The organism is Streptomyces sp. E2N166 (genome assembly GCF_003671715.1).
In the GTDB taxonomy this organism is placed as follows: Bacteria; Actinomycetota; Actinomycetes; order Streptomycetales; family Streptomycetaceae; genus Streptomyces; species Streptomyces thinghirensis.
Genome location: NZ_RAIF01000012.1, coordinates 216,785 through 241,835 on the forward strand (window position 1 = coordinate 216,785; position 25,051 = coordinate 241,835).

27 protein-coding genes and 3 pseudogenes are annotated in these 25,051 nt (G+C 72.2%); 11 read left to right on the plus strand and 19 right to left on the minus strand.

What is annotated here, in order from left to right:
- Window positions 1–62: 62 nt before the first annotated feature.
- A complete protein-coding gene (locus tag EBH09_RS08640; protein ID WP_121746452.1) occupies window positions 63–338 on the minus strand; it encodes a DUF397 domain-containing protein in 276 nt (91 codons plus the stop codon).
- The gene (locus tag EBH09_RS08645; protein WP_121746453.1) at window positions 339–1,199 is read right to left on the minus strand and encodes a helix-turn-helix transcriptional regulator; all 861 of its coding nucleotides are present in this window, start codon (window positions 1,197–1,199) and stop codon (window positions 339–341) included.
- A 223-nt stretch (window positions 1,200–1,422) separates the two neighbouring features.
- Here EBH09_RS08645 and EBH09_RS08650 point away from each other — a divergent pair, with 223 nt between their 5' ends.
- The 3 genes from EBH09_RS08650 to EBH09_RS08660 all read left to right on the plus strand — a co-directional run bounded on the left by EBH09_RS08650 (window position 1,423) and on the right by EBH09_RS08660 (window position 4,630).
- Window positions 1,423–2,064 carry an ATP-binding protein gene (locus EBH09_RS08650; RefSeq protein WP_121746454.1) on the plus strand — a complete coding sequence of 214 codons (642 nt, stop codon included), beginning with the start codon at window positions 1,423–1,425 and terminating at the stop codon, window positions 2,062–2,064.
- Window positions 2,055–2,507 carry a hypothetical protein gene (locus EBH09_RS08655; RefSeq protein WP_193776197.1) on the plus strand — a complete coding sequence of 151 codons (453 nt, stop codon included), beginning with the start codon at window positions 2,055–2,057 and terminating at the stop codon, window positions 2,505–2,507. Before EBH09_RS08650 ends, EBH09_RS08655 begins: the two co-directional genes overlap by 10 nt.
- A 161-nt stretch (window positions 2,508–2,668) precedes the next feature.
- Window positions 2,669–4,630: an ABC transporter ATP-binding protein gene (locus EBH09_RS08660; protein ID WP_121746456.1), complete on the plus strand. Its 1,962-nt coding sequence runs from the start codon at window positions 2,669–2,671 to the stop codon at window positions 4,628–4,630.
- 17 nt (window positions 4,631–4,647) lie between these two features.
- On the opposite strand, the gene EBH09_RS08665 is transcribed toward EBH09_RS08660, so the two are convergent.
- The 5 genes from EBH09_RS08665 to EBH09_RS08685 form a co-directional block, all read right to left on the minus strand.
- On the minus strand, window positions 4,648–4,833 hold the full coding sequence (locus EBH09_RS08665) for a hypothetical protein (protein ID WP_121746457.1): 186 nt from the start codon (window positions 4,831–4,833) through the stop codon (window positions 4,648–4,650).
- 155 nt (window positions 4,834–4,988) lie between these two features.
- The gene (locus EBH09_RS08670) at window positions 4,989–5,678 is read right to left on the minus strand and encodes a DUF899 domain-containing protein (RefSeq protein ID WP_121746458.1); all 690 of its coding nucleotides are present in this window, start codon (window positions 5,676–5,678) and stop codon (window positions 4,989–4,991) included.
- A gap of 140 nt (window positions 5,679–5,818) precedes the next feature.
- Entirely contained in the window at window positions 5,819–7,192 is a 1,374-nt protein-coding gene (locus EBH09_RS08675) for an amidohydrolase (protein WP_121746459.1), read from the minus strand.
- Window positions 7,192–9,078 carry an FUSC family protein gene (locus tag EBH09_RS08680; RefSeq protein WP_121746460.1) on the minus strand — a complete coding sequence of 629 codons (1,887 nt, stop codon included), beginning with the start codon at window positions 9,076–9,078 and terminating at the stop codon, window positions 7,192–7,194. The genes EBH09_RS08675 and EBH09_RS08680 overlap by 1 nt, the downstream gene beginning before the upstream one ends.
- Window positions 9,079–9,409: 331 nt before the next feature.
- Window positions 9,410–9,622 (minus strand): DUF397 domain-containing protein, encoded by a 213-nt coding sequence (locus EBH09_RS08685; protein ID WP_121746461.1) that lies wholly within the window; start codon window positions 9,620–9,622, stop codon window positions 9,410–9,412.
- Window positions 9,623–9,686: 64 nt separating this feature from the next.
- Here EBH09_RS08685 and EBH09_RS38685 point away from each other — a divergent pair.
- Window positions 9,687–9,935, plus strand: a pseudogene (locus EBH09_RS38685) (ATP-binding protein); the annotation flags it as partial.
- On the opposite strand, the gene EBH09_RS08695 reads toward EBH09_RS38685, so the two are convergent.
- From EBH09_RS08695 to EBH09_RS37745, 4 genes are all read right to left on the minus strand, one after another.
- Entirely contained in the window at window positions 9,871–10,968 is a 1,098-nt protein-coding gene (locus EBH09_RS08695) for a hypothetical protein (protein ID WP_121746462.1), read from the minus strand. The pseudogene EBH09_RS38685 and the gene EBH09_RS08695 sit on opposite strands and share 65 nt — an antisense overlap.
- A complete protein-coding gene (locus tag EBH09_RS08700; RefSeq protein ID WP_121746463.1) occupies window positions 10,965–11,387 on the minus strand; it encodes a hypothetical protein in 423 nt (140 codons plus the stop codon). The genes EBH09_RS08695 and EBH09_RS08700 overlap by 4 nt, the downstream gene beginning before the upstream one ends.
- Before the next feature lie 113 nt (window positions 11,388–11,500).
- The gene (locus tag EBH09_RS08705) at window positions 11,501–12,118 is read right to left on the minus strand and encodes a hypothetical protein (protein WP_153182621.1); all 618 of its coding nucleotides are present in this window, start codon (window positions 12,116–12,118) and stop codon (window positions 11,501–11,503) included.
- Window positions 12,119–12,132: 14 nt separating this feature from the next.
- A complete protein-coding gene (locus EBH09_RS37745) occupies window positions 12,133–12,369 on the minus strand; it encodes a hypothetical protein (protein ID WP_193776198.1) in 237 nt (78 codons plus the stop codon).
- Between the two features lie 504 nt (window positions 12,370–12,873).
- On the opposite strand from EBH09_RS37745, the gene EBH09_RS08715 reads away from it, so the two are divergent.
- A complete protein-coding gene (locus tag EBH09_RS08715) occupies window positions 12,874–13,992 on the plus strand; it encodes a hypothetical protein (RefSeq protein ID WP_202977426.1) in 1,119 nt (372 codons plus the stop codon).
- Window positions 13,993–14,102: 110 nt separating this feature from the next.
- Here EBH09_RS08715 and EBH09_RS08720 read toward each other — a convergent pair whose 3' ends face one another.
- Window positions 14,103–14,879 (minus strand): nucleotidyltransferase domain-containing protein, encoded by a 777-nt coding sequence (locus EBH09_RS08720; protein WP_121746466.1) that lies wholly within the window; start codon window positions 14,877–14,879, stop codon window positions 14,103–14,105.
- A gap of 181 nt (window positions 14,880–15,060) precedes the next feature.
- Between EBH09_RS08720 and EBH09_RS08725 the strand changes: the two genes are divergently transcribed.
- Complete coding sequence (locus tag EBH09_RS08725) at window positions 15,061–15,474, plus strand: RidA family protein (protein WP_121746467.1); 414 nt, start codon at window positions 15,061–15,063, stop codon at window positions 15,472–15,474.
- Window positions 15,471–15,965, plus strand: coding sequence for a GNAT family N-acetyltransferase (locus EBH09_RS08730; RefSeq protein WP_193776199.1), 495 nt, complete (start codon window positions 15,471–15,473; stop codon window positions 15,963–15,965). The genes EBH09_RS08725 and EBH09_RS08730 overlap by 4 nt, the downstream gene beginning before the upstream one ends.
- 76 nt (window positions 15,966–16,041) lie before the next feature.
- On the opposite strand, the gene pip is transcribed toward EBH09_RS08730, so the two are convergent.
- Entirely contained in the window at window positions 16,042–17,007 is a 966-nt protein-coding gene (pip, locus tag EBH09_RS08735; protein ID WP_121746469.1) for a prolyl aminopeptidase, read from the minus strand.
- A gap of 55 nt (window positions 17,008–17,062) precedes the next feature.
- Window positions 17,063–17,776 carry a uracil-DNA glycosylase gene (locus EBH09_RS08740; RefSeq protein WP_121746470.1) on the minus strand — a complete coding sequence of 238 codons (714 nt, stop codon included), beginning with the start codon at window positions 17,774–17,776 and terminating at the stop codon, window positions 17,063–17,065.
- A gap of 145 nt (window positions 17,777–17,921) precedes the next feature.
- Here EBH09_RS08740 and EBH09_RS08745 point away from each other — a divergent pair, with 145 nt between their 5' ends.
- Entirely contained in the window at window positions 17,922–18,506 is a 585-nt protein-coding gene (locus tag EBH09_RS08745; protein ID WP_121746471.1) for an RNA-binding S4 domain-containing protein, read from the plus strand.
- A 97-nt stretch (window positions 18,507–18,603) separates the two neighbouring features.
- Here EBH09_RS08745 and EBH09_RS37750 read toward each other — a convergent pair.
- Window positions 18,604–18,864 (minus strand): annotated as a pseudogene (locus EBH09_RS37750) (acyltransferase); the annotation flags it as partial.
- On the opposite strand from EBH09_RS37750, the pseudogene EBH09_RS38690 reads away from it, so the two are divergent.
- Window positions 18,835–18,912, plus strand: a pseudogene (locus EBH09_RS38690) (DUF6343 family protein); the annotation flags it as partial. The pseudogenes EBH09_RS37750 and EBH09_RS38690 sit on opposite strands and share 30 nt — an antisense overlap.
- 3 nt (window positions 18,913–18,915) lie before the next feature.
- Here the strand turns inward: EBH09_RS38690 and EBH09_RS08750 are convergent.
- The 4 genes from EBH09_RS08750 to rpsA all read right to left on the minus strand — a co-directional run bounded on the left by EBH09_RS08750 (window position 18,916) and on the right by rpsA (window position 22,759).
- On the minus strand, window positions 18,916–19,296 hold the full coding sequence (locus EBH09_RS08750; protein ID WP_121746472.1) for a tetratricopeptide repeat protein: 381 nt from the start codon (window positions 19,294–19,296) through the stop codon (window positions 18,916–18,918).
- Between the two features lie 91 nt (window positions 19,297–19,387).
- Window positions 19,388–19,993: a dephospho-CoA kinase gene (gene coaE / locus EBH09_RS08755; protein WP_121746473.1), complete on the minus strand. Its 606-nt coding sequence runs from the start codon at window positions 19,991–19,993 to the stop codon at window positions 19,388–19,390.
- A gap of 136 nt (window positions 19,994–20,129) precedes the next feature.
- On the minus strand, window positions 20,130–21,068 hold the full coding sequence (locus EBH09_RS08760; RefSeq protein ID WP_121746474.1) for a PAC2 family protein: 939 nt from the start codon (window positions 21,066–21,068) through the stop codon (window positions 20,130–20,132).
- A 173-nt stretch (window positions 21,069–21,241) separates the two neighbouring features.
- Window positions 21,242–22,759, minus strand: a complete 1,518-nt coding sequence (gene rpsA, locus EBH09_RS08765; RefSeq protein WP_121746475.1) for a 30S ribosomal protein S1 — start codon at window positions 22,757–22,759, stop codon at window positions 21,242–21,244.
- A 225-nt stretch (window positions 22,760–22,984) separates the two neighbouring features.
- Between rpsA and EBH09_RS08775 the strand changes: the two genes are divergently transcribed.
- Both EBH09_RS08775 and EBH09_RS08780 read left to right on the plus strand, forming a co-directional pair.
- Window positions 22,985–23,965: a class I SAM-dependent methyltransferase gene (locus EBH09_RS08775; protein ID WP_238697241.1), complete on the plus strand. Its 981-nt coding sequence runs from the start codon at window positions 22,985–22,987 to the stop codon at window positions 23,963–23,965.
- Between the two features lie 83 nt (window positions 23,966–24,048).
- Window positions 24,049–25,051: DEAD/DEAH box helicase (locus EBH09_RS08780; protein ID WP_121746477.1), on the plus strand; the 1,003-nt coding region annotated here is incomplete at its 3' end.

Below are 25,051 nucleotides of genomic sequence, written 5' to 3' on the forward strand. Positions count from 1 at the left end.
CGCAATTGGTGATCAACTCAGTGCCAAACAGCTTAGGAACAACAATCAACAGGGCGCACGACTCAGGACAGCAGGAAGTCCGCCTCTCCCGCCTTGGCTCCCTCGATGAAGGCCGTCATCTCGGCGGAGGTGTAGATCAGCGCGGGGCCGTCGGGGTCGGTGGACTGACGTACCGCGATCCGGCCGTCGGCAAGCTTCATCGCTTCCAGGCAGTTGCCCCCGTTGCCGCCGCTCCACGGCTTGTGCCAGCCCTCGCTGCCCAGCTCACGGGCGGGCATGCCGTTGTAGATCCGCTCGCTGCGGTTCCGTGGCGAGCGCTGGGGTTTGACGCGATTCATTCACAGCTCCTTGCGGAGATCCCGGAGGATCTCCTTCGTGCGATGTGCCGTGGCGGCCTGCGCCGCCATGCGGTCCATGACCTCGAGGTGGGTCGCCACCTCGGCACGCGCGTCGAGGTAGACGGCGCCGGTCAGGTACTCGCTGTAGACCATGTCCGGCAGTTCCGGCATGGCGAATCGGAACAGCACGAAGGGCCCGTACGTGCCCGGGTGCGGCCCGTTCGCGAACGGGGCGACCTGCAGCGTCACATTGGGCAGCTTCGTCGCCTCGAGCAGCCTGTCGATCTGGGCACGCATCACCTCCGGCCCTCCGACGGGGCGGCGCAGCGCGGTCTCGTCCATGACGACCCACAGCCTGGGGGCGTCCTTGCGGGTGAGCAGTTCCTGGCGTCGCATGCGCAGGTCGACGTGGCGCTCGATGTCTTCGGGCCGGGTCTGCCCGATGGCTCCCGAGCGGAGCACCCCGCGCGCGTAGTCCTCGGTCTGCAGCACTCCGGGGACGAAGTGGGGCTCGTAGGAGCGGATCAGGACGGCCGCGCCCTCCAGGCTGACGTACATCGAGAACCAGCCCGGCAGGATGTCGTGGAAGCGCTGCCACCATCCGGGCTTGTTGGCGTCCTCGGCCAGCCGGACGAAGGCGTCGGCCTCGTCGTCTCCGATGCCGTATGCCTTCAGCAGGAGCTGGAGGTACGGGATCTTGAAGGCGACCTCGGCCATCTCCATGCGGCGGACCGTGGCGGGGGCGACGCGCAGGATGCGGGCGGCTTCCTCGCGCTTGAGACCGGCGCGCTCCCGGAGGTCCAGCAGGCGCCGGCCGAGGACGACCTGGCCGACCGTCGGCGCGGACCGCGGCTCGCTCACCGCCCACCTCCTGAAGAGTCCCGAAGAGTCCCTGTGCCCTTGTGCGGACAGCCCGGCGGCGCCATTCGAAGACCTGTTCGAAAGCCTGGGCAGGCTTTCGGTGATCTGAAGTGGCGCCGCTCGACGTGCTGTTGCGAGCAGTGTGCCACGGCCGTCCAGACCGTCACACAGCACTCTGCATTTTTCAGAGTGACTCTTGCCAAGTGTTCACGGCGGGGCGATAGTGGCAAGCGTGATTCCGTCCGCGCCCTTAGGAACAGACGCCACCGCGGGCTCCCTGGGCCTCGGTGCCGCCATGGGAGCCGGCCCTTCGGGGGCCGCCGCTGCCGAGCGCCGGTTCCGTTTCGAGCTGGCCGCACATCCGGGTTCTCCCGCACAGGCCAGACGCCTGACACGGGCCCGGCTGAACGGCTGGTCGGTGTGCGAGGACATCTGCGACACCGCGGCCCTGGTCGTCTCCGAGCTGGTGACCAACGCGATCGTGCACACCGCGAGCAGACACATAGTGTGCGAGCTGCACGACGGCACCGACCTGGTCCGCATAGCCGTGCGCGACGAGGGCTGCGCCCCCGGCCAGCCCCACCCCTCGGCCGATCAGCAGCCGGAGGACGAGCACGGCAGGGGACTGCTTCTCGTGGACGCCCTGTGCGACGCCTGGGGCGCCCACGAACACGGTCCCGGGCTGCTGGTCTGGGCCGAGCTGCCGCGCAAGGCCGACGGGCCGCGCGACCCGTCGGAGCCCCACAACGACCTGGGCTGGGGCGCCCGCCCGAAGCCCGGCCCCGCCGACGGCACGGGTGACGAGGGCGAGGCGGAGGGACGCCGTCGAGAGGCGCGCCGCGGAACGGGGACCGAATGGCTATGAGGGCTGCGTCCGGCATCCGATCGCTCGGTCTGGACACCCTGGTCCGCCTGCAGCGCGGGCTGACCACCCACGGAGCGCCTTCCGCGACACCCCGGCGGCTGCCCGTGCCGGACGGCATGACGGCCCCGCTGGGCTGCGACGCGGTGGCGGTGCCCGCCCGCTTCGGCCCTCTGGTGCTGCCCCGGCTGCCGCGCGTGGGGTGCGTCTACGCCGACGACGCGCACTGGTGGTGGATCGTCCCCTCCGACTCCGACTACGCACTGGAGTGGCCCGCGCCCGCGCGGTACGCCACGGGTGCGGTCGTCCCCGACGCCCCGGGCGTGCCCGGCCTCATCCACCGCCCGGACGGCACGGTCCCCTACACCCCGCCCATCCCGCTCTACCTGGCACTGTGCCGGCTGACGGACACGACGCCGACGTGGTCGCGGCCGGTGAGCGCGTAGCCGCCGCCGCGCTCTCCCGTCCTTCTTCGCTCCCCCGGCTCCGCCCCGCACGCCCCCTTCCGGCTTCCTCCGGCCGGGCGCGCGCCCGCGCGCTCCGGCCTCCCCCGTCCACGCCCTGCCCGTAGGCGTCCGGCCCCCGCGATAGTGGCCGTCCGTCCACGATGGGGAGGCAGACGGTGCGCAGGAAGGGCGGCACGGAGGCAGCCGGGGTGTCGGAGTCGGAGCGGCTGCTCTTCGGCGGTCCGCTCCGCTACGACATGGGGTGGAACCAGCACGCCGACGCGTTCCTGGAGCTGGGTTTCCGGGCGATGCTGACCCGGTTGCCGTCCCTGCTGTCGTCCAGCCTCCGGCTCGCCCGGCAGGCCGACCCGCAGGCCGCGCGGACCGTACTGGCGGCCGAGGTGGGCCGGGGCCTGGCGCAGGCGGTCAGTCTGCTCGCGGTCAACAGCGTGCTGGCCGGACTGATGGCCGCCGGACCCATCGAGGCACGTCTGCGCGGAGCGGTCCCGGCGCTGGTCACCGTAGCGGTGGTGATGCTGCTCGCGGCACTGCTGCGGGCGGCCTCCACGTACGCCACCGGACGGCTGGAGCCCAAGGTGGAGCGGGTGGCCACCGAGCGGTACCTGGAGCGGGCGGCGGCCGTGGAGCTGTCCGCGATCGAGGACCACGCCTTCCACAAGCTCCTGGACACCGCCCAGTACGGCGCGGCCTCCGCACGGCGCATGATCATGTACGGCACCCGCGTGGTGAACGCGATGATCTCGCTGATCGCGGCGGCCGGCGTCCTGACCGTGCTGCATCCGGCGCTGCTGCCGCTGCTGGCGACGATGACCCTGCCGAGCGCCTGGAGCGCGCTGACCCTGGCCCGCCGCCGGTACGAGTCGTTCCACGCCTGGGTGCAGCACGAGCGCGCGGGACGGCTGCTGGGCAGTCTGCTCATCGAACCGGCCGCGGCCCCGGAGATCCGGGTGCACGGCGTGGGCCCCTTCCTGCTGCGGCACTTCCGCGCCATGTCGGAGACCGCCGAGGCCGAGCAGGCCCGACTGGCCCGGCTGGCGGCGCGTACGGGGCTGATCGCGGCGGCGTGGACCGGGCTGGCCACGGCGGCGACGTACGCGACGCTCGGCGGGCTGCTGCTGGGCGGAGCGATGTCCCTGGCGGTGGCGGGTACGGCCGTGATCGCCATCCGCACCGGCTCGCAGAGCCTCGGCACCCTGGTCGTGGAGGTCAACGCGCTCCACGAGGAGGCCCTGTTCGTGGGGGACCTGGAACGGCTGCACGTGGAGGCGGCCGACCGGGCCATTCCGGTGGGCGGCGCCGCCCTCCCGGAGGACCCGAAGGAGATCCGCTTCGAGAACGTCACGTTCCGCTACCCGGGTGACGCCACCCGCCCGGCGCTCGACGACGTGACGCTCTCCCTGCCGCTGGGCCGGATCGTGGCGCTCGTCGGCGAGAACGGCTCGGGCAAGACGACGCTGGTGAAACTGCTCGCCGGGCTGTACACCCCGGACCGGGGCCGGATCACGTGGGACGGCGTCGACGCGGCGACGGCGGACCGGCACGCGCTCGCCGAACGCGTCGCGATGGTGGCGCAGGACTTCAAGCGGTGGCCGTTCACCGCGCGGGTGAACGTCGCGGTGGGACGCTCCTCGATGCCGCTCGGCGACGACCGGGTGGCCGCGGCGGTCGCCGAGGCCGGGGCCGAGGAGGTGGTCGCGGATCTGCCGCGCGGCCTGGACACCCTGCTGGCCCGCAACTTCAGCGGCGGCCACGAGCTGTCCGGCGGCCAGTGGCAGCGGGTCGGGATCGCCCGCGCGGCGTACCGGCAGGGCCGCATCCTCATCGTGGACGAGCCGACGGCGGCCCTGGACGCCCGGGCCGAGCTGGAGGTCTTCGAGAAGATCCGCGCCCTGGCCGGCAGCGGACAGACGGTCGTCCTGATCACCCACCGGCTGGCGTCCGTGCGCCACGCCGACCTGGTGCACGTCCTCGACCAGGGCCGGCTCGTGGAGTCCGGGACACCGGACGAGCTGCTGGCCACCGGTGGCGTGTACGCGGAGCTCTACTCCCTCCAGGCGGAACAGTTCACCAGGGCGCCGGTGCCCGCCCCGAAGGCGGGCTGACTTCAGGGGCGCGCCCGTCAGGCGGCCACGTCACCGGCGGCGTCGCCGGCGCGGACGATGACCAGGAACATGTCCGTGGCGAGGTCCATGACGACCTCGGCGGGCAGGCCCTCCAGACGCCGCGCGTTCGCGAACTCCTCCGCAGGCCAGGAACCACGCGGTCCGCCGGCGGGAAAGCGTTCGAGCACCGTTCGCCCGTTCACCCTGCACCTCCATGTAGCGCTGTACTCGTAGAGTTAAACGCCAACCATGGAGCGATCGCCTCGTGGAGTGATGGTACTGAGACATAGTTGACACTCGTTCACCGCAAAGTGTGAGCGGCGTCTCAGCCGTTCGGCCTCCTTCGCTACGCCGCGTGTCAGTCCTCGTACTCGTCGTGGTACCGGATTCTCTCGCTCCCCGCAGGCGCACCGAGAGCCGACGCGCGTCCCTCGGGTTTCTCCCACTGCTCCCGCCGGCCCAGCGCGGTCAGGTCGAGCAGGCTGGTGGTGGAGCCGAGTCCGTCGAGGCCGCGTCCGTACGTCGAGTAGGTGTGGAAGACCCGGTCGCGGTCGCGCAGGAAGCAGCTGAGCCCCGGCCGCTCGACCGGCTCGCCCTCGTGTTCGAGGGTCACCTCGAAGTCGGTGTTGAAGTCGCTGACGTACGACGAGTACCAGGGCAGCGTCCAGCCCATCCGCGCCTTGAACGGAAGGATCCGCGGGTACGGCGCCCGGGACACGGCCGCGAACGACGTACCGCGCGCGCGCAGGTGCGCTAGGTGTCCGATCTGGTCGAGGAACGCCGAGCAACTGCGGCAGCCGGCGTCCCACTCGGGCGCGAACATGAAGTGGTAGACGACGAGCTGGTCGCGTCCCTCGAAGAGGTCGAGCAGCGTGGCCTTGCCGTCGCCGCCCTCGAACACGTACTCCTTGTCGACCTCCACCATGGGCAGCCCGCGCCGCTCGGCGTTGAGCGCGTCACGCGCGCGTGTCGCGGCCTTCTCCTTGGCCAGTAAGGCCTCGCGCGCCGCACGCCAGTCCGCGCGGGTGACGATCTCGGGCAACGACATGGGATCCAGCTCCTCCGGTGCGACACACGACGGTCCGTCGGAGGTGCTGACCGACGGGCGGAGCGGAACTCATCGCGGCTCGGGAAGATTTTTCTCAGCACGCCGCCGGAACACCACCGGAAAGCCGCCGGCCTCGGTGTTCAGGTGTCGTACTCCTGGACACGCCGGCCGTGACCGCGGTCGGTCAGGGCGGGCAGCCGCTCTCCGAGTTCCCGCACCACCGCGGGGACGTCGAGGGTCAGCAGCTCGCGGTCCCGCATGAGGACGCGCCCGTCGACGATCGTCGTGCGCACGTCCGCGGAACGCGCGCTGTGCACCAGGGTGGCGGCGAGGTCGTGCACGGGCTGGGTGTGCGGGCCGGTGAGGTCGACGAGGACGAGGTCGGCGCGCCGCCCCGGCGCGATGCGGCCGACGGTGTTGCCGAGCCCGACAGCGCGGGCGCTCTGCGGGCCGGCGTGGTGGAGCGCCTGACGGGAGGTCAGCCAGCGGGGGTCGCCCTCGGTGGACTTCTGGATCAGGGAGGTGAGCGCCATCGACTCCCACACGTCCAGGGAGTTGTTGGATGCGGCGCCGTCGGTGGCGAGCCCCACGGGGACGCCGATGTCGCGCAGGGCGCGCACGGGTGTGGTGGTGGGCCAGGCGAACTTGAGGTAGCCGCGGGGCGCGGTCGCCACGGCCGTACGGCCGCCCGCGCGCGCGAGGAGCGGCAGATCGGTCTCGACGATGCCGGTGCCGTGCGCGATGAGCACGTCGGTGTCGAGGATGCCGGTGCGATCCAGGATCTCGATGGGGGTGGCCCCGTGCCGGGCCAGGCTGGTGTCGGTCTGGTCGCGGTTCTCGGCGGCGTGGAGGTGCACGGGCAGGCCGTGGTCACGGGCGAGTCCGGCGGTGGCGGCGAGGTCGGCGTCGGTCACGGTGTAGGGGGCGTGCGGGGCGAGGGCGGTCGTGATCCGGCCGTTCGCGGAGCCCCGGTGCCGCAACGCGAACTCCAGCGACGCCTGTCGCCCCTCGGGTCCCTGCGAGGAGAAGTACGCCTGGCCCAGCAGCGCCCGCATCCCGCACTCGGCGACCACGGCGGCGACGGCGTCCATGGCGAAGTAGTGGTCCGCGAACGTCGTCACCCCCGCGCGGATCATCTCGGCGCAGGCGAGCCGGGCCCCCAGCTCCACGTCGCGGTCGGTGAGGTTGGACTCGACGGGCCACACGACGTCGTTGAACCACTCCTCGGTGGGCAGATCCTCGGCGAGGCCCCGCAGGGCGACCATCGGCGCGTGCGTGTGGCAGTTGATCAGCCCGGGGAGGGCGACCTGGCCGCGTGCGTCGATGCGGTCGACGGCCGCGAGGCCCTGCCCGGCGGCGGCGGTCGTCACGGAGTCGACGACTCCGTCCCGTACGACGACTGCCGCGTCCTCCCGGAAGCCGATCCGCTCCCGTTCGTCGTGCACGAGGACGGCGCAACCGGTGATGACGAGATCGGCGGGCTTCTCACGGCTCTCACGGGAAGAAGGCGTCATCACGCCAACGTACGGTGCCGCCCCACGCGCCCGCGCCGCTTGGCGAGTTCGTCCCGCAGTCCGGCGAGCCGGTCGGTGTGGCGGGGCGTGAGCCGGCCGGTGTCGTCGAGGTGCACCGCGCACGCGGTGGTGGTGTCGACGAGCCGTTCGAGGACGGCGGCGACCTCGTCCGCGCCCTCCGAATGCCGGGCGAGGGCGGGCAGTTCCGCGGCGGCGCGGGCGATCGCGGCGCGGGCCTCGGCGAGCGTGCGGTAGGCCTCGCGGCGCAGCGTCCACCGGGCGGCGCGGTCGCCGGACTCGCTCAGTACGTGGGCGAGGTAGGCGTGGGCCGCGGCGTCGGCGACGTCGACCCGGGCGCGGATTCCGCCGCCCCGCTGTCCCGGCATCGGCAGATGCCCGACGACCAGGACGATCGCGCAGGCCAGCAGCGTCTCGCCGATGCGGCTGACGGAGGCCTGCGGTTCGCCGCCGACCATGACCAGCGCGAGGACGAGGACGGTGACGACGGTGGTCTGGGCGGCGAAGTGCCGCGCGGCGACCGGCACCAGGGCACCGCAGACGGCGACGAGCGCGACGAGCCCTCCCGGCCGGGGCAGCACGGCGGCGAACCCGGCGAAGACGAGCGCCCCCAGAACGGTCCCGGCCGCCCGGCACAGCACCCGGGAGACGAGCGGGCCGAGGTCGGGCTTGACGAGGAAGACGGCGGTGGCGGGCAGCCAGTACCAGTGCTGGTGGGACCCGTACCAGTGGCCGTGGTGCAGTACCTGGGCGACGGCGGCACTGGCGCCGAAGCACAGGCCGACGCGCAGCCCGTACTCCCGTCCGCCCGCGCCGAGGACGGTGCGGGCCAGGGAGACGACCGACCGCCTGCGGGTGTGCAGGTCCCGGCCCCTGCCCCGGTCGAAGGCCTCCGCGGCGTGCAGCAGGGCGTCGTCCAGGGCGCGCAGCGCGGGTTCGGTGCGGGTGGGCGCGGGCAACGGTCCCGCGTGGACGCCGCCGCGGACGGCCGCCGCCAACCTCCGGGGCCCCTCCGAGGCCCGCGCGGGGACGGCCTGCTCGGCCCACGCGAGGGCGGTCGCGGCCTCGCCGAGAGGCAGCGCGGCGGCGTACTGGGCGTGCAGCCGCCGTTCGGCCGCGGACGAGGCGTACCGCCGCAGCCGGGGCCCGGCGAGCGCGTCCTCCGCGTGGTCGAGGGCGGCGGTGAGCGCGGCCCGGCGGGCGACGGCCTGCTCGGTGCCGGCCGCGTCCAGGAGCGCGGCCACGGCGTCGTAGACGTCCGCGACGGCCGCCCGCTCCCCGTCGAAACGGAAGTCGAGGCGGGTGCCGAGGCGGGAGTCCCCGGTGAGGGAGCCGGGCGTGGGCAGGACCAGCCGCAGCGCGAGCAGCCATCCGGCGCCGGCGAGGAAGGCCAGCACGCTCTGCCACCCGGGGTCGGGCAACGGCATCCCGGCGCCGACGGCGCTGGTGACCAGCAGTTGCGTCCCGGCCCCGGAAGCCACGGTCCCGGCGGCGCTGACCCCTCCGGCGACCAGTCCTAGCCCGGTCAGCACCAGGATCAGCGGTACGGCTCCGAGGTGCTGCCCGGCGTACGTCCCGACGAGCAGCCCGACGGCCCCGGCGAGCGCGGGAACGCCGATGCGCCGCACGGAGGTACGGCGGCTGCCCGGCCGGTCGTTGATGCCGGCCAGCATGGCGGCGATGGCGGCGACAACCCCCAGAGAGGCCCGGCCGGCGAGCACGGCGGCGAGCAGCAGCGGCCCGCCGGCCAGCGCACCCCGGGTCACCGCGCTCCAGGGCACGGGCCCGCGCTGGGCTCTCAGGGCGTGGGCGATCCAGGGCGGAAGCGAGAGGCCGACTCGTCGTGCGGGGCGGACGGTGCGGGACACGGGGCGCGGGGCTCCTGTCGTCTGGTCGAGGGCGGGGGTGAGCCTTCGGGCGACGGTGGCCGGGCTGCCGGGTCTGCCGTAAAGCGTACGGCCGGTTCTTGAGGGGCGGGAAACGTGCGGGTTTCGGCGGTGTGACAGGGAGCCGTGGCGCATTGGTCCAACCCTCACTGACCGAATCCCGAACCCCTCGCCGCCGATCTCGCACCACCCTGGGAGTACGGCACACCTCCTACCACCTGGATGCCGAGATCGCAGCCGGGCCTTGGTCGTAGGCACGCCAGCGCCCCGCGACCTACGTCAACGGTCACGGGGCGCTGCGTTGCTCTTCGCCCTACGCGGTGTGCCGGGCCGCAAATCCGATGAACTCCGCCCACGCCTCCGGCGTAAGGCTGACCATCGCACCCGCCTCGGACTTCGAGTCGCGGACGTGCAGAAGGCCGCTTCCTGAAGCCACCTCGACACATTCGCCACCGTTCCCGGCGCTGTAACTGCTCCTGGACCAAGCCAGGTCGCCGATGTCTCGCCCGGCCGCTTCCCCGCTCATCTCTCTCCCAACAGCTTCTCGATCAACGCGCGTGATTCTTCCGGAGTGAGTGCCTGCGCCCGAAGAGGTCGCCGACACCCGCGCGGAGAGACGACCGACAACCGGCACACCGGCCCCGGACGGCGAGTCGGGCCGGGGCCTGCTCCTCGTGGACGCCCTCGCGGACGACTGGGGCGTGACGCCCCGCACCGCCTGCCCGGGCAAGACCGTATGGGCGGAGTTCCTGCCGCCGTCACAACCGGCCGCTTCTAGCCCAGACCCGCGGCGGACGCCAGGCCCCGACCCCACTCCCCGAAGGGGCCCGGCCAGCTGAGAGGCGTGAAGAACGCCGCGATGAAGAGGAACAGGCCTCCCGTGAACAGGCTCACGACCACCCGCCAAACGACCGTTTCCTCCGAAGCCCTGTGCAACAGGTTGAAGTCCGTGGCCTGCGCGAGACGAAACGTCAGCCAGCACGTTACCGCGCCCGCGGCTGCCGTGGCAGCGGTGAAGAACACCAGGTGCCAAAGAGCCGCATCGGAAGCGAAGGCCGCCCGGACGGCCGTGACCACGATCATCGGAGTCCAGGACGGAAGCAGGTAGAGCGCCCCCACCCCACCGACCAGCATCCACCGGGGCGAGCCGGGCAACAACCTGGACGCCGCACGAGAGCCGGACGTTTCCATCGCGCTCATGGCAGCAGCCGTCGGCACGCCCGCCCCGGGCCGCCGCGCCCACTCCCCTTCGACAACTTGCCCCGCGCCCTCGTCGATCTCCTCTCCGAGCTGCCGCAGTTCCTCCCTCACCGCACCGAGTTCGGCCTCGGCCCGCTCCAGCAGTTCGGAGAACTGTTCCGTGTCCTCCTGGTCCCGTGACGGACCGCGCGGCTCGGGAAGAGGGACAGCGTCCCGTTCCACTTCGAGTTCGGCGTCCCGCTCCGCCTCCCGACGACGACGCGCCAGCTCCTCCTGCGCCTGGGCCAGCAGCACCTCCGCTCTGGCCCGTTCCTCCTCGGCCTGGCGCATCGTCGACTGGGCACGCATGATGCGCAGTTCGGCGTCCTTCAGCTTCTCGGCGAACTCGGCTCGCGCCTCGGCACGTCCCTCGGTGTTGGCTCGTCTGACCTGTTCCTCGAGATCCTTGCAACGCGCCGCCCACTCCCCGACCGCGCGGGCCAGTACCTGGACGACCACGTCGGCCCGTTCCCGTGCCTCCTGGGCGGCCTGGCCCCTGGCCTCGGCGGTGATGTGGAAGTGGGTCACGTACTGGTTGGCGCCGGACTGGTACACGTGCGCGTTGTCCGAGGCGCGCCCGTAAGCGCGGGGCTGTCCGGGCGCGCCGCCCTCCCGGTTCTCCAGGTCGCTCATCGCTCGGTGATGTGCTGGTCCCGGGCCGCCTGGTAGACGCGGGCGTTGTCCTGGGCCCGCGCCTCCAGACGTACTCCGCCGTCGATCCGCTGACCGTCCGACGCCTGCCGCTGCCAGCCTTCCACCAGGTCCCGCAGTTCGTCGGCGGCTTCCGGGTGCTCGCCCAGCAGGGCGGCGAAGCGGCCGACCCACTGGCCCTCCAGCCGTCCGGCGGGATCGGAACCGTCGGTGTCGGCGGCGTCGAGGGCAGCGGTCCGGGACGCTTCGAGTTCCCGCTCGACCTCCTCGGCGGCCTGCGGGCGGAAACGACGCCAGACGGTCACCACTCCGTCCCGCGTCTGCTGCCAGCCCTCGCCCACGAGCAGCGCCACCAGGGACGTACCGGCGGTGCCGGCCAGTGTGAGCAGATAGGGATCCATCGAAGCCCCCGAGATTGCAGACCCGCCGGGAGCGTGTGCCCCCCGGCCTCAACGAGGCTCCACCGTAGCCGAACCGCTCGCCACGGCCCCGCTGTTGACGGCTCGCCAAGTGCCTATGTGCCGAATGACCGCAGGTCGTTGAAGTGAATGGGCTGCCTGATCACAACCTCCTCCGTGAGCCGATCGTCCTGGACGACGTAGTAGCCCTTCTCCCGGTCGCGCCCCTGCGCCCATTCGGTCAGGCTGCGCAGGGCCGCCGACCCGTCCGAGTAACCTCGCCAGGCCATCCGCCCGGCGCCGAACCCGTAGAGGGCCGCGTGCGCCCCGTCCTCGATCCGGTCCTTGGCGTGGTACGAGAAGCCCGAGGCGTGCCCGGTCTCGAAGTCGGTGATCCGGACGCCGTTGACGGCCCGCCGGTTGCGCACCCGCGCGAAGGTGCCGCCCAGTTCACGGGCGTAGTACAGCGTCAGCGCGATGTCCTCGGCGGTGTGGCCGGCGCGGGTCGCCAGTCCGGGGTGGTAGGCCACCTCCAGGCGGTCGTGTTCGCCCGGCACGAAGAAGTGCTGGACGACCGGGTTCTTCTGGCGGAGGAACGGAAACGCCACCTGGTGCGGAGGATAGAGGAACTGCACGTCCTCGATGGTCAGGGTCCCCTCCCCACCGGACGCCCACTCCACCCGTGCCAGATATCTCTCGTGTGCCGTCAGGAAACCCGGAACCACATCGCTCATTTCCCTGCCCTCCCCTATTCCCTGGTGTGGTTGTAGTTGACCACCGCGGCCCTGCTCCCCTTCGCCACAACCAGGACCTCGTACACATCGGAGCCGGACTCGAAGACGAACCTCCAGGCGGACTCGCCCGGCTCGTATTCCTGTTCCCGGACCTCCAAAGGCTCGTTCTCCGGGAGATCGAATTCCTCGATCAGTTCCCGCCGGGCGAGATCCAGCAGGACGGAGCGCTTCAGCCTGGGCTCCGCCCGCACGCCCTTCGCGTCCCTCGCACTCGTCGGGTCCTCGACGTCCGGCGTACCTGGGGGCCCCGCTCCCGCCGGGGGAACTCGCCTGCCGTCCGAGCGAGCCGGACCCTCGGCTGCGGCCGCCTGCTTCTCACGCAGCCAGGTCCTCGCGCCCTGCCAGGACCGCCAGGTCATCCACCCGACCGCCGCGGCGCCGACGGCGTCCCCCGCTGCGTGCAGCCCTTCATGCAGTCCGGAGTCGTCGCCCCCGGCACCTCCATCGGATGTGTCGACTCCGGCTATATGACCCGATCGAACATAATCGAGCACGACCGGATCGACTTCGCTCAACATTTGTCTGAGTCTTTCCGACGCCATGGCGCCACCCCCTTCGGTCCGGCACAATCCGGTCCGCCTTCAGGTCGTTCCCATCCCTATGATGGGTTAATCGCCTCATGCTGTGGGCACATTCCCTTTCTCGTGAGGCGCACAGCGCACTCTCGGCACACCGGAAACCGCCCCGGGAGTTACATGACCGCACGGGAATACCGCGCCAAGCTGGAGCAGGCGAGAAAAGGGCAGGCGGACGCCGAGCGGCGGGCGGCCTCGCTCCGCCGGAAGGAGGCGACGGCCCGCGCCGCCGCCACACAACAGCGTTCCTCGGCGGCCCGGACGCACAGCGCCGGCATCCGCGACAGCAGACTCCGTACCGCCGCCCGGCGTGAGAAGGAGGCCAACAAGGCCGCGCGCGAAGCCTCTTCGTGGGAGACGCGGGGCGCGCGCCTCGGCCGACGGGCCGCGACGTTGGACGTGCTGTACGCCGAGGCGGAGGCGGAGGAGCGCGAGGCCGTGGAGACGGTGCTGCGGCAGGAACGGCGGGAGGCGATGCTGCGGGTCGCCTCCGAACAGGCACGACTCGACGCACGACTGACTCTGACGGAGGGGTACATGAACGACGTTCTCAGGCATCTGCGCGCGCCCAAGCCGGAACCGCTGCGGATCCTGATGCTCGGCGCGGCGGCCGGCGGCGACCTGCGCATCCCCCGTGAACAGGCGCGCATCCGCGCGGCGGTGGAGCGGGCGCTGCACCGCGATCTGGTGGAGCTGGACGCCCACCCCGCCGCGACGGCCGACCACCTCCTCGACGGCCTCACCCGCTTCAAGCCGCACGTCGTGCACTTCTCGGGGCACAGCGCGGAGGACCTCGTCGTCTTCGAGAAGGACGTCGACCACTTCCACAGCGGCGCTGTCGTCACCGCCGGAGCCTTCGCCCGCGCCATCGCCGCCGTCGACGACCAGCCGCTGCTGGTGCTGCTCAACTCCTGCGACTCCGCGCCCCAGGCGGCCCGCCTGGTGGACACCGTCCCGCTCGCGATCGGCATGTCGGCGTCCATCGGGGACATCGACGCGATCACCTACGCGGCACGCTTCTACGCCGCCGTCGCGGACGGCCAGTCGATCCGGTCGGCGCACGCCCAGGGGCGAGTGGCGATCGAGATGGCAGGCCTCCTCGACCACGACCTCCCGACCCTGTTCCACGCCGACGACGTGGACCCGTCCATGGCCCTCCTCGTCACACCCCCCACCGCTCCCCCGCCCCCGCTGCCCCTCCCGGCGGACGACACCCCCGAGCCCGTGACCGGACCCTGAGCACTCGGCACACGCCTCCGCCCACGCCGTGAGCCGCGCCGTCGGCGAGCAGGACCGGGCCCGTGGATCCACTCACGAGGCATCTCCGCCGTGACGACGTTCCACTGGCGTCAGCCCAGCTCCACAGCCCCGCGCAGCAGCGTCTCGGCACGTGTCACCGACCGCGCCAGGGCCTCCGGCCCGGGTGTCAGCTCCGCAAGCAGCCCGTCGACCCCGGCGGCCCCGCCCAGCCCGGCCCGTCGCACCATCCCCTTCTCGTTGGTGACCCACTCCCCCCGTGCCGCCAGGACCGCGTGGGCCGTCTGTGTCGCGGCCAGGGCGATCGCGCCGGCGACCTGTGTGACGGCGCCCTTGGGCGCGTGGCCGGCCCTGGCGTACGCGAGGGTGGCCGTGGCCGCACCGTGCCAGCGCTCGGGGGCGGTGGCGCGGAGGGCCTCGGGGTAGGCGGGGCGGGGCAGTTCGCCACGCAGCACCTCGTTGATCGCGAGCTCCGCGACCACGAGGTACGTCGGGATGCCCGCGAGGTGGAACATCAGCGGCTCGACGCCGAAGCGTCCCGCCTCCGCCTCCGCCACCTCGTGCTCGACCACGTCGAGGTCGCGGTAGTGCAGGTCGACCCGGCGTCCGTCGATCGTCAGCCAGGCGCCTCCGTTGAAGACACCGCCGCCCCATGCGCCGACCTCGGAGACCTCCCCCGCCCAGCCGAGGGCCCGGACACCGTCCGGGTCGAAGGCGCCCCGGTAGTAGACGGCCAGGTCCCAGTCGCTGTCGGGCCCGTGGGTGCCCTGGGCCCGGGAGCCGCCGAGGGTCACCGCCCGGACGTCGGGCAGGGCGGCGAGGCGGTCGGCGGTGGTGTCGAGGAAGGCCTGGTCCGTGAGGGAGGGCACTGCTGCGGGCTCCTGACGGGTGGGAGCGAGGGTGGGCGGACGCCGGAAGCGTACGCGGGGCGACCGGTGGCACGAGGCGATTGTCGGTGGCTCGCGCTGTCGAAGGAGGGAAAATCGGGTGCGAGGACGAGCCGCGGAACGGACGATCGGGAGGTCGACGTTCACCGTCCCAGGAGCCCACGTGATCCAGCGCACCACCGTACCGGGCCTTTTCCCGCCGCCCGCCTACTCCCATGCCTCCGTCGTCGAGGCCGGGACGAAGCTCGCCTTCCTCGCCGGGTCCGTTCCGCTCGACGCGGAGGGGAAGCTGGTCGGTGCGGGTGATCCGGTCCGGCAGGCCGAGCAGGTGATCGTCAACCTCACCGAGCAGTTGCGCTCCGTCGGGAGCGAGTTGAGGCACGTTCTCTCGACCGACGTGTACGTGGTCAGCGGCGAGACCGCAGCGCTGTCCGCCGTCTGGGAGGTCGTCGAGGCGTCCGGACTCAGCACCGGCCCGCACTCCTCGACGCTGCTCGGGGTGAGCTGCCTCGGGTACCCGGGTCAGCTGGTGGAGATCACGGCGACGGCGGCCGTGCCGGAGGAGACACGTCCGTGAACCGGGAGGGAGACGGGCCCGTCCTCCTGCGACGGGCGGCGGCCGCCGACGCGCGTGCGGCGGCCGGCGTCTGGCTGGCCTCCTTCACCGCCGCGCTGCCGACCGTGGTCCGGCCCCGCGCCGACGAAGAAGTCCTGGACTACTTCCACCACGTGCTGGTGCCCCTGCGTGAGACGTGGGTCGCGGAGGCGGCCGGCCGCGATGTCGTCGGCGTGATGGTGCTGGAGGAGGGGGAGCTGTCGCAGTTGTACCTCGCCCCGGACTGGCGCGGGCGCGGCATCGGGGACCGGTTCGTCGCGCTCGCCAAGGAACGCAGGCCCGAAGGGCTCTCGCTGTGGACCTTCCAGGTCAACGCGCCCGCGCACCGCTTCTACGAGCGGCACGGTTTCACGGCAGTGGAGTGGACGGACGGCGCCGGCAACGAGGAGCGGGAGCCGGACGTGCGGTACGTGTGGGAGCCGTGGGGCACGGGCGCGGCCGTGGGGACGTAGGGCACGGGCTCGGCCGTGGGTGGACCGGCCGGACGTGCCCCACGGCCAGTCAGGCACCGGCGCGCGTACCGGCCCGTCAGGCATCGGCGCCCGCGTACCTGTCCGTCGCCGCCACCAGTACGTCGTCACCCATCGTTCCGGCGTCGTGCCCGGCCTCGTCCACGACCACCAGTTCGCTGTCCGGCCAGGCGTGGTGGAGCCGCCAGACGACGCCGAGGAGGTTGCCGAAGTCGAGGCTGCCCTGCACGAGGGTGCCCGGGATGCCCTTCAGCAGGTGCGCGTCCCGCAGGACGACGCCCTCGTCGTTGCCGTCGCCGAGGAAGTGATCGTTGCCCCAGTAGTGGGTGACGGTTCGTGCGAAGCCCATGCGGAACTCCGGGTCCTCGAACCGGGCGACGGAGCGGGGCGGCGCGGGGATGGTCGCCGTCTCCCAGTCGGTCCAGGCGCGTGCGGCCCGGGCCCGGACTCCGGCGTCGGGCGACTCCAGCAGCCGGTTGTACGCGGCGGCCGTATTGCCGTCGCGTTCGTCTGCCGGCAGTTCGGCGAGGAACCGCTCGTGGGCGTCGGGGAAGATCATCCCCAACCCGCGTGTCAGGAGGGCCACTTCGGCGTTGGAGCCGGTCGCGACCCCGGTCAGCACCAACTCGGTCACCACTCCCGGGTGAGTCTGTGCGTACCGCAGTCCCAGAATGGATCCCCACGACACGCCCCACACCAGCCACCGCTCGATGCCGAGGTGGGCGCGCAGCCGCTCCAGGTCCGCCATGATGTGGGCGGTCGTGTTGACGCTCATGTCGGTCTCGTGGTCGCTCGCCGGAGGGACCGACCGTCCGGCGCCGCGCTGGTCGAGGAGCACGATCCGGTAGGCGGCCGGGTCGAAGTACCGTCTGAGGTTGGGGCTGGTGCGGGACCCGGGCCCTCCGTGCAGCACCAGCGCGGGTTTGCCGTGCGGGTTTCCGCAGGTTTCCCAGTAAACGCGATTGCCGTCACCGACGTCGAGCATGCCGTGGTCGTACGGTTCGATCTCCGGATACAGGCCCATCGGGGCACCGTAACGCCGTCGGCCCGGGATGTTCACCCCCTTTAGGCCGTGGGCCCTACGCCTTGGGCAGCCCCGCCGTCCCGGCCGCCGTGCGCAGCACGTCCCGGAGCATCTCGGGGGTGAGACGGCCGGTGAAGGTGTTGCGCTGGCTGACGTGGAAGCAGCCGAAAAGATGCAGACCGGGCCCCTCCGTGGCGTCCAGCGTGACGTGCGCGCCGTGCGCGAAGGCGGGGCGGGGGCGGGGCACCGTCCAGCCCGCCTCGGCGAACGCGGGCAGCGCCGCCTGCCAGCCGAAGGCGCCGAGCACCACCACGGCCCGCAGCGTCGGCCGCAGCAGACCCAGTTCCTGGACGAGCCAGGAGCGGCAGGTGTCGCGTTCGGTGGGGGTGGGCTTGTTGGCGGGCGGGGCGCAGTGCACCGGCGAGGTGACGCGCACGCCGTACAGTGCCAGGCCGTCGTCGGCGGAGACCGCGGTGGGCCGCGAGGCGAGACCCACGTCGTACAACGCCCGGTACAGCACGTCTCCGGAACGGTCGCCGGTGAACATCCGGCCGGTGCGGTTGCCGCCGTGGGCCGCGGGGGCGAGCCCGACGATCAGCAGACGCGCGTCCGGCGGACCGAAGCCCGGCACCGGCCTGCCCCAGTACGTCCAGTCGGCGAAGGCCGCCCGCTTGGTACGGGCCACCTCCTCCCGCCAGTCCACCAGCCTCGGGCAGGCCCGGCACCCCGCGATCCGCTGGTCGAGTACGGAGAGGCCGCTGGTGTCCATGCCTCCACCGTAAGACCACGGGCCCTGGCGCCCGGCTCTCGGCCCGGCCACTGGCGACCGCGACAGCGCGCGACAGTGCCGGGACCGCTCCGGGACCGCGGAAATAGGAGTCCCTCTCGCCCGGCCGAACGGTTAGGGTCGAGCCATGGCTTCCGAGCATGACGAGGGCAGGAACGGCGGGGCGGCCGACCCACAGGACACCACCGGGGCCAAGGCCGGCACGAAGGCCGACGACAAGACCGACGGCGCGGCTCCCGCGACCCTGCCCCCGGACCCGAAGACCGCCGCCGCGATCGCCGCCGCCGAGGCGGCCGGGCCACAGAACGGCGGGAGCGTCCGCGTGGACAGCTGGATCTGGGCCGTCCGCCTCGTCAAGACCCGCTCCCTCGGCGCGACCGCCTGCAAGGGCGGCCACGTCCGGGTGAACGGCGAACGGGTGAAGCCCGCGTACTCGCTGCGCGTCGGAGACGAGGTGCGCCTGCGGCACGAGGGCCGGGAACGCGTAGTCGTCGTGAAGCGGCTGATCCGCAAGCGCGTCGGAGCCCCGGTCGCCGTCCAGTGCTACGTCGACAACTCCCCGCCGCCCCCGCCCCGCGAGGCCGTCGCCCCGGCCGGCATCCGCGACCGCGGCGCCGGCCGTCCCACCAAGCGGGACCGTCGCGAGCTGGAACGCCTGCGCGGGCTGGAGGGCCTGAGCCAGGCCCGGCGGGATGCCGAGAACAGGCCCTGAACACCTGCACCGGCCGTGGCTGGTCAGACCCGGCACCGTACGGCTCCTCGGGAAAGTGCCGGCGGAAGAACTCCCCGGTGAGGCCGAGCGAGCGGTCGCAGGCGGCCGGTGCCAGCGGCCCCCGGTAGTCGGGGACGTGCAGGTTCAGGCAGGGCTCGCCCGGCACCGCGTTCATCCCGGCCGACCGCAGTACCGGCGCGGTGCGCTGCCCGACCGTGGCCCGTTCGCACTGCAACCGCCCCAGCTGGTACAGCTCTCCGCGGAAGTGGTGCACCAGCCACCGCGGGGCCCGCACTCCGCCCGTGCCGTGCCGTCTGCGGTGGCTCGCATCGTCCGGCACATCCGCCAGGGCCCGCACTACCAGCCCGGGCCGGACGTACCGCCGTACCGGCCGCCGAGGAGCTGACCGTCAGGAGTCGAACCGCGCCTGCTGCAGATACTCCGGATTCGGGTCCAGAGCCGCCGCCAGCCGGAAGTGCCGCCGGGCCTGGTCGGGGCAGCCACGGCGCTCATAGGTGCGGGCGAGTGCGAAGTGCGCGAACGCGTTGTCCGGCTCACGCTCCAGGACGATGGTGAACTCCAGCTCGGCCGCTCTCAGTTGTGCCGCCGCGAAGAAGGCACGCGCGCGCAGCAGCCGGGCGGCGGTGCTCTCCGGGTGCGCTGCGATGACTCCGTCGAGCAGTTTCACCGCGCCTCGCGGGTCCCGCGCCGCGAGCAGTTGCTCGGCGGCACGGAAGTCGATGACATCCGTCTCCGGAGTACGTCCGGTCGAACCGCTGGTCTCGGGCACGGCAGAGTCCTTCCCTCACTGAAAGGGATCAACGCCCGCGCGGGGACCCCTATTCCTGGGACGGACGGAGCGACCGGAGGCGCCAGGGCGCTCAGCGCGGAGCGTGCGCCTTGCGGGTCAGCTCGTCCCACACCTCCGCCACGCGGCGCCGCAGCTCGTCCAGCGGTACGTCGTTGTGGATGACCACGTCCGCGATCTCCCGGCGCTGCTCGCGCGTGGCCTGGGCGGCCATCCGCGCGCGTGCGTCCTGCTCGGTCATGCCGCGCAGCCGTACCAGCCGGTCGAGCTGGGTGGCGGGGGCGGCGTCCACGACGATCACGAGGTCGTACAGCGGTGCCAGGCCGTTCTCCGTGAGCAGCGGGACGTCGTGGACGACGACGGCGTCCTCGGCGGCGGCCTCTTCAAGGGCGCGGGACCGGTCGGCGACCAGGGGGTGCACGATCGAGTTCAGCGCGCCAAGTTTCTCCGGGTCGGCGAACACGATCGAACCGAGTTTCGGCCGGTCCAGGCTGCCGTCCTCGGAGACCACGTCCTCGCCGAACGCCTCCACGACCGCCGCGAGCCCCGGGGTACCCGGCGCGACGACCTCGCGCGCGATCCGGTCCGCGTCGACCAGTACGGCGCCGTGCTCGACGAGCAGCCGCGACACCTCGCTCTTGCCGGCGCCGATCCCGCCGGTCAGGCCCACGGACAGCATGACCGCGCCTCCACCTCACCAATCCCCGTCGTCGCGGGGAGCAACTTACCGACTCCGATACCGCCGGTCAGGCCCACCGGAACATCCCTGCCACGGCGGGGACAGGCGGGGCACGGGCATCCGCCAGATTACCGGATCAGCCGTCGCCCTCCCGCTCCGCCAGGAACCGTTCGAACTCGCGGCCGATCTCGTCCGCCGACGGGATCTCGACGGGCTCGGCGAGCATGTTGCCGCGGGTCTCGGCGCCCGCGGCCGCGTCGTACTGGTGCTCCAGGCCCTGGATGAGGGCGGTGAGTTCCTCGTCGCCCTCCTGGATCTGCCGGTCGATCTCCGTCTGGGTGCGGAGGGCGTCCGTGCGCAGGGAGTGCGCGATGCCCGGCAGGACCAGGCCGGTCGCGGCGGTGATCGCCTCCAGGACGGTCAGCGCCGCGTCCGGGTACGGGGAGCGGGCGATGTAGTGGGGGACGTGCGCGGCCACGCCCAGCACCTCGTGGCCGGCCTGCAGGAGCCGGTACTCGACGAGTGCCTCGGCGCTGCCGGGGACCTGCGCCTCCTCGAAGGGGCTGCTGTGGCCCGGCACCAGATCGGCGCGGTTGCCGTGCGGGGTGATGCCGACGGGACGGGTGTGCGGGACGCCCATGGGGATGCCGTGGAAGTTGACCGCGAGGCGGACACCCAGCCGTTCGACGATCTGCCGCACGGCAGCGGCGAAGCGTTCCCACTCGACGTCCGGCTCGGGGCCCGACAGCAGCAGGAACGGGGCCCCGGTGGCGTCCTGGACGACTCGCACCTCGATGGCGGGTTCCTCGTAGTCCGTCCAGGTGTCCCGCTTGAAGGTCAGCAGTGGCCGACGTGCCCGGTAGTCCACGAGCCGGTCGTGGTCGAAGCGGGCGACGACCTGGTGAGGCAGCGAGTCGAGCACCCGGTCGACGATCTGGTCGCCGGTCTCGCCGGCGTCGATGTATCCGTCGAAGTGGTACAGCATGATCAGTCCCGCCGACTCCTGGGCGAGTGCCATGTCGACGACGGCCAAGCCCTTCGGCTCCCATGCGTACAAACCCTGCGGATCAAGCACAGTGACCGCTCCCCTCCTGGTGTTCGTACTGCACAACACGGGTCCCGGCCCGGGCATTCCCCGTCCGCGCCCTGACCCGGCGTCGCCGAACGCGCCGAGGGCCCGCACCCCGGGAAGGGTGCGGGCCCTCGGTTCACGAGCTAACGCTCGGTGAGGTTCTGCTCAGCCTGCGTTCAGCTCTGGCCGCCGGCCAGCTTCTCGCGCAGCGCGGCCAGCGCCTCGTCCGACGCCAGGGCGCCGGAGTTGTCGCCGCCCTCGGAGGAGTACGAGCCACCGCCGCCGCCGCCACCGCCGGCGGAAGCGGCCGGAGCCGCACCCGCGGTGTCGACACCCTCGGCAGCGGCCTTCTCGTCCGCCTCGCGGGACTTGATGACCTGCGCCTGGTGCTGCTCGAAGCGCTGCTGCGCCTCGGCGTACTGGGTCTCCCACGCCTCGCGCTGGGTCTCGTAGCCCTCGAGCCAGTCGTTGGTCTCGGGGTCGAAGCCCTCGGGGTAGATGTAGTTGCCCTGGTCGTCGTAGGACGCGGCCATGCCGTACAGGGTCGGGTCGAACTCGACCACCGACGGGTCGGCACCGAAGGCCTCGTTGGCCTGCTTCAGCGAGAGGCTGATGCGGCGGCGCTCGAGGTCGATGTCGATGACCTTGACGAAGATCTCGTCGTTGACCTGGACGACCTGCTCCGGGATCTCCACGTGGCGCTCGGCCAGCTCGGAGATGTGGACCAGACCCTCGATGCCCTCGTCCACGCGGACGAACGCACCGAACGGCACCAGCTTCGTGACCTTGCCGGGCACGACCTGGCCGATCTGGTGGGTGCGGGCGAACTGCTGCCACGGGTCTTCCTGGGTCGCCTTCAGCGACAGGGAGACGCGCTCGCGGTCCATGTCCACGTCGAGGACCTCGACGGTGACTTCCTGGCCGACCTCGACAACCTCGGACGGGTGGTCGATGTGCTTCCAGGAGAGCTCGGAGACGTGGACCAGACCGTCGACGCCACCCAGGTCCACGAAGGCACCGAAGTTGACGATCGAGGAGACGACGCCGGAACGGACCTGACCCTTCTGGAGGGTCGTGAGGAACGTCTGGCGGACCTCGGACTGGGTCTGCTCCAGCCAGGCGCGGCGGGACAGGACCACGTTGTTGCGGTTCTTGTCCAGCTCGATGATCTTCGCCTCGAGCTCCTTGCCCACGTAGGGCTGGAGGTCGCGGACACGGCGCATCTCGACCAGGGAGGCCGGGAGGAAGCCGCGGAGGCCGATGTCGAGGATGAGACCACCCTTGACGACCTCGATGACGGTACCGGTGACGATGCCGTCCTCTTCCTTGATCTTCTCGATGGTGCCCCAGGCACGCTCGTACTGAGCGCGCTTCTTCGAGAGGATCAGGCGGCCTTCCTTGTCCTCCTTCTGGAGAACAAGGGCCTCGATCTCGTCACCGACGGCGACGACCTCGTTGGGGTCGACGTCGTGCTTGATCGAGAGCTCGCGGCTCGGGATGACACCTTCGGTCTTGTAACCGATGTCGAGCAGGACCTCGTCCCGGTCGACCTTCACGATGACGCCGTCGACGATGTCGCCGTCGTTGAAGTACTTGATCGTTTCGTCGATCGCGGCGAGGAAGGCTTCCTCGTTACCGATGTCGTTGACCGCAACCTGCGGGGTGGTGGCGGTGGTCTCGGTGCTGCTCGTCATGTGGGAAAGGGCTCCGGTACGGACATTGAAGTCGTAGGTACTGCTTACGCCGGGAGCCCGTTTCGCTCTGCAGAAGCCGGACAGCCAAGGAAGTGTCACCGAAACAAGGGGTGACACCTCGACAACCGAGGGGACATACAACAGATGCGAGCGCGACCTGCTACGTCTGAGGTGCGCAGGCCCGCAGCGCAACTTGTAGCATACGGGGGCAGCCGGGCAGGGTCAATGCGCGAAGCCGCACACCCGGGGCAGATCGTCACATACCCGGCACGAAAGCCGTCTCCCGAGGCCACGCGGGCCCCCAGAGGCCCTCTTGGTGACACGCGGGACCGGCTGCGTGAAGAGCCGCAGACTAGTACGAGGGAGCCGGTCATCCAAGAGCCCGAAGCGTCCGAGGCGTCCGAAGCCACAGGGGCGGAGCCCGAGGCCACCCGGCGTGCCGCCGGTGTCACGGAGAGCTCCCGAGCCAACCGCGGCTGGTGGGACCGGAACGCGGACGAGTACCAGGTCGAGCACGGCACCTTCCTCGGCGACGACCGCTTCGTGTGGTGTCCGGAGGGCCTGGACGAGGTGGAGGCCGAGCTGCTCGGCCCGGTGGAGGACCTGAAGGGCAAGGACGTCCTGGAGATCGGGGCCGGCGCCGCCCAGTGCTCGCGCTGGCTGACCGCCCAGGGTGCCCGTCCGGTGGCCCTGGACCTCTCCCACCGCCAGCTCCAGCACGCCCTGCGCATCGGCGGCTCGTTCCCCCTGGTCTGTGCCGACGCGACCGTGCTGCCCTTCGCGGACGGCTCCTTCGACCTGGCGTGCTCGGCGTACGGGGCGCTGCCCTTCGTCGCCGACCCGCGGCTGGTGCTGCGGGAGGTGCGCCGGGTGCTGCGGCCCGGCGGCCGCTTCGTCTTCTCCGTCACGCACCCGCTGCGCTGGGCGCTCCCGGACGAGCCGGGCCCCGAGGGGCTGACGGTGTCCGCCTCCTACTTCGACCGCACGCCGTACGTCGAGCAGGACGACGAGGGCCGCGCGGTGTACGTCGAGCACCACAGGACGCTCGGCGACCGGGTCCGGGACGTGGTGACGTCGGGGTTCCGGCTGGTGGACCTCGTGGAGCCGGAGTGGCCGGACTGGAACACCTCCGAGTGGGGCGGCTGGTCGCCGTTGCGGGGCCACCTGATCCCGGGGACGGCGATCTTCGTGTGCGAGCGCGACTGAGCCGCACCCATCGGTCTCGTGTGCACGTGTCTCGTGCTCCACGCGCGTGGAGGGTCGTCCCGCCGGCGTACGACACTGGGGGCGTGATCCGTTACGACGCCCTGGACGCCCTGCCCGTACGCGGTGCCCTGCCCGCTCTGCGCGACGCCCTGGACGGGCACGGCACGGCGGTGCTGGTCGCGCCGCCGGGCGCCGGCAAGACGACGCTGGTGCCGCTCGCGCTGGCCGGGCTGCTCGGCGAGGGGCCCGCGCGGCGTGTGGTCGTGGCCGAGCCGCGGCGGATCGCGGCGCGGGCGGCGGCCCGGCGGATGGCGTGGCTGCTGGGTGAGGAGCCCGGCGCGAGTGTCGGGTACACCGTGCGCGGTGAGCGGGTGGCAGGGCGGCACGCGCGCGTGGAGGTCGTCACGACCGGCGTGCTGTTGCAACGGCTCCAGCGGGACCAGGAGCTGACGGGCGTCGACGTGGTGGTGCTCGACGAGTGCCACGAGCGGCACCTGGACGCGGACACGACGGCGGCGTTCCTCTGGGACGTGCGGACGGCGCTGCGGCCCGAACTGCGTCTGGTGGCCGCGTCGGCCACGACGGACGCGGAGGGCTGGGCCCGGCTGCTCGGCGGGGCACCGGTGGTCGAGGCGCGGGGCGTGTCGTACCCCGTGGAGGTCGTGTGGGCGCCGCCTGCGCGTACGGTCCGGCCGCCGCACGGAATGCGGGTGGACCCGCTGCTGCTCGCGCACGTCGCGTCGGTGGTGCGGCGGGCGCTGGCCGAACGGGACGGGGACGTGCTGTGTTTCCTGCCCGGCGTCGGGGAGATCTCCCGCGTCGCCGGGCAACTGGGGGAGCTCGGAGGCGTCGACGTGCTCCAAGTGCACGGGCGGGCGCCCGCGGCCGTGCAGGACGCGGTCCTGTCCCCCTCGGCACGGCGCCGGGTGGTACTCGCGACCTCGGTGGCCGAGTCGTCTCTGACGGTTCCGGGCGTACGGGTGGTCGTGGACGCGGGCCTGGCGCGGGAGCCTCGGGTGGACCACGCCCGCGGGCTGAGCGCCCTGACGACGGTACGGGCCTCGCGGGCGGCCGCGCGGCAACGGG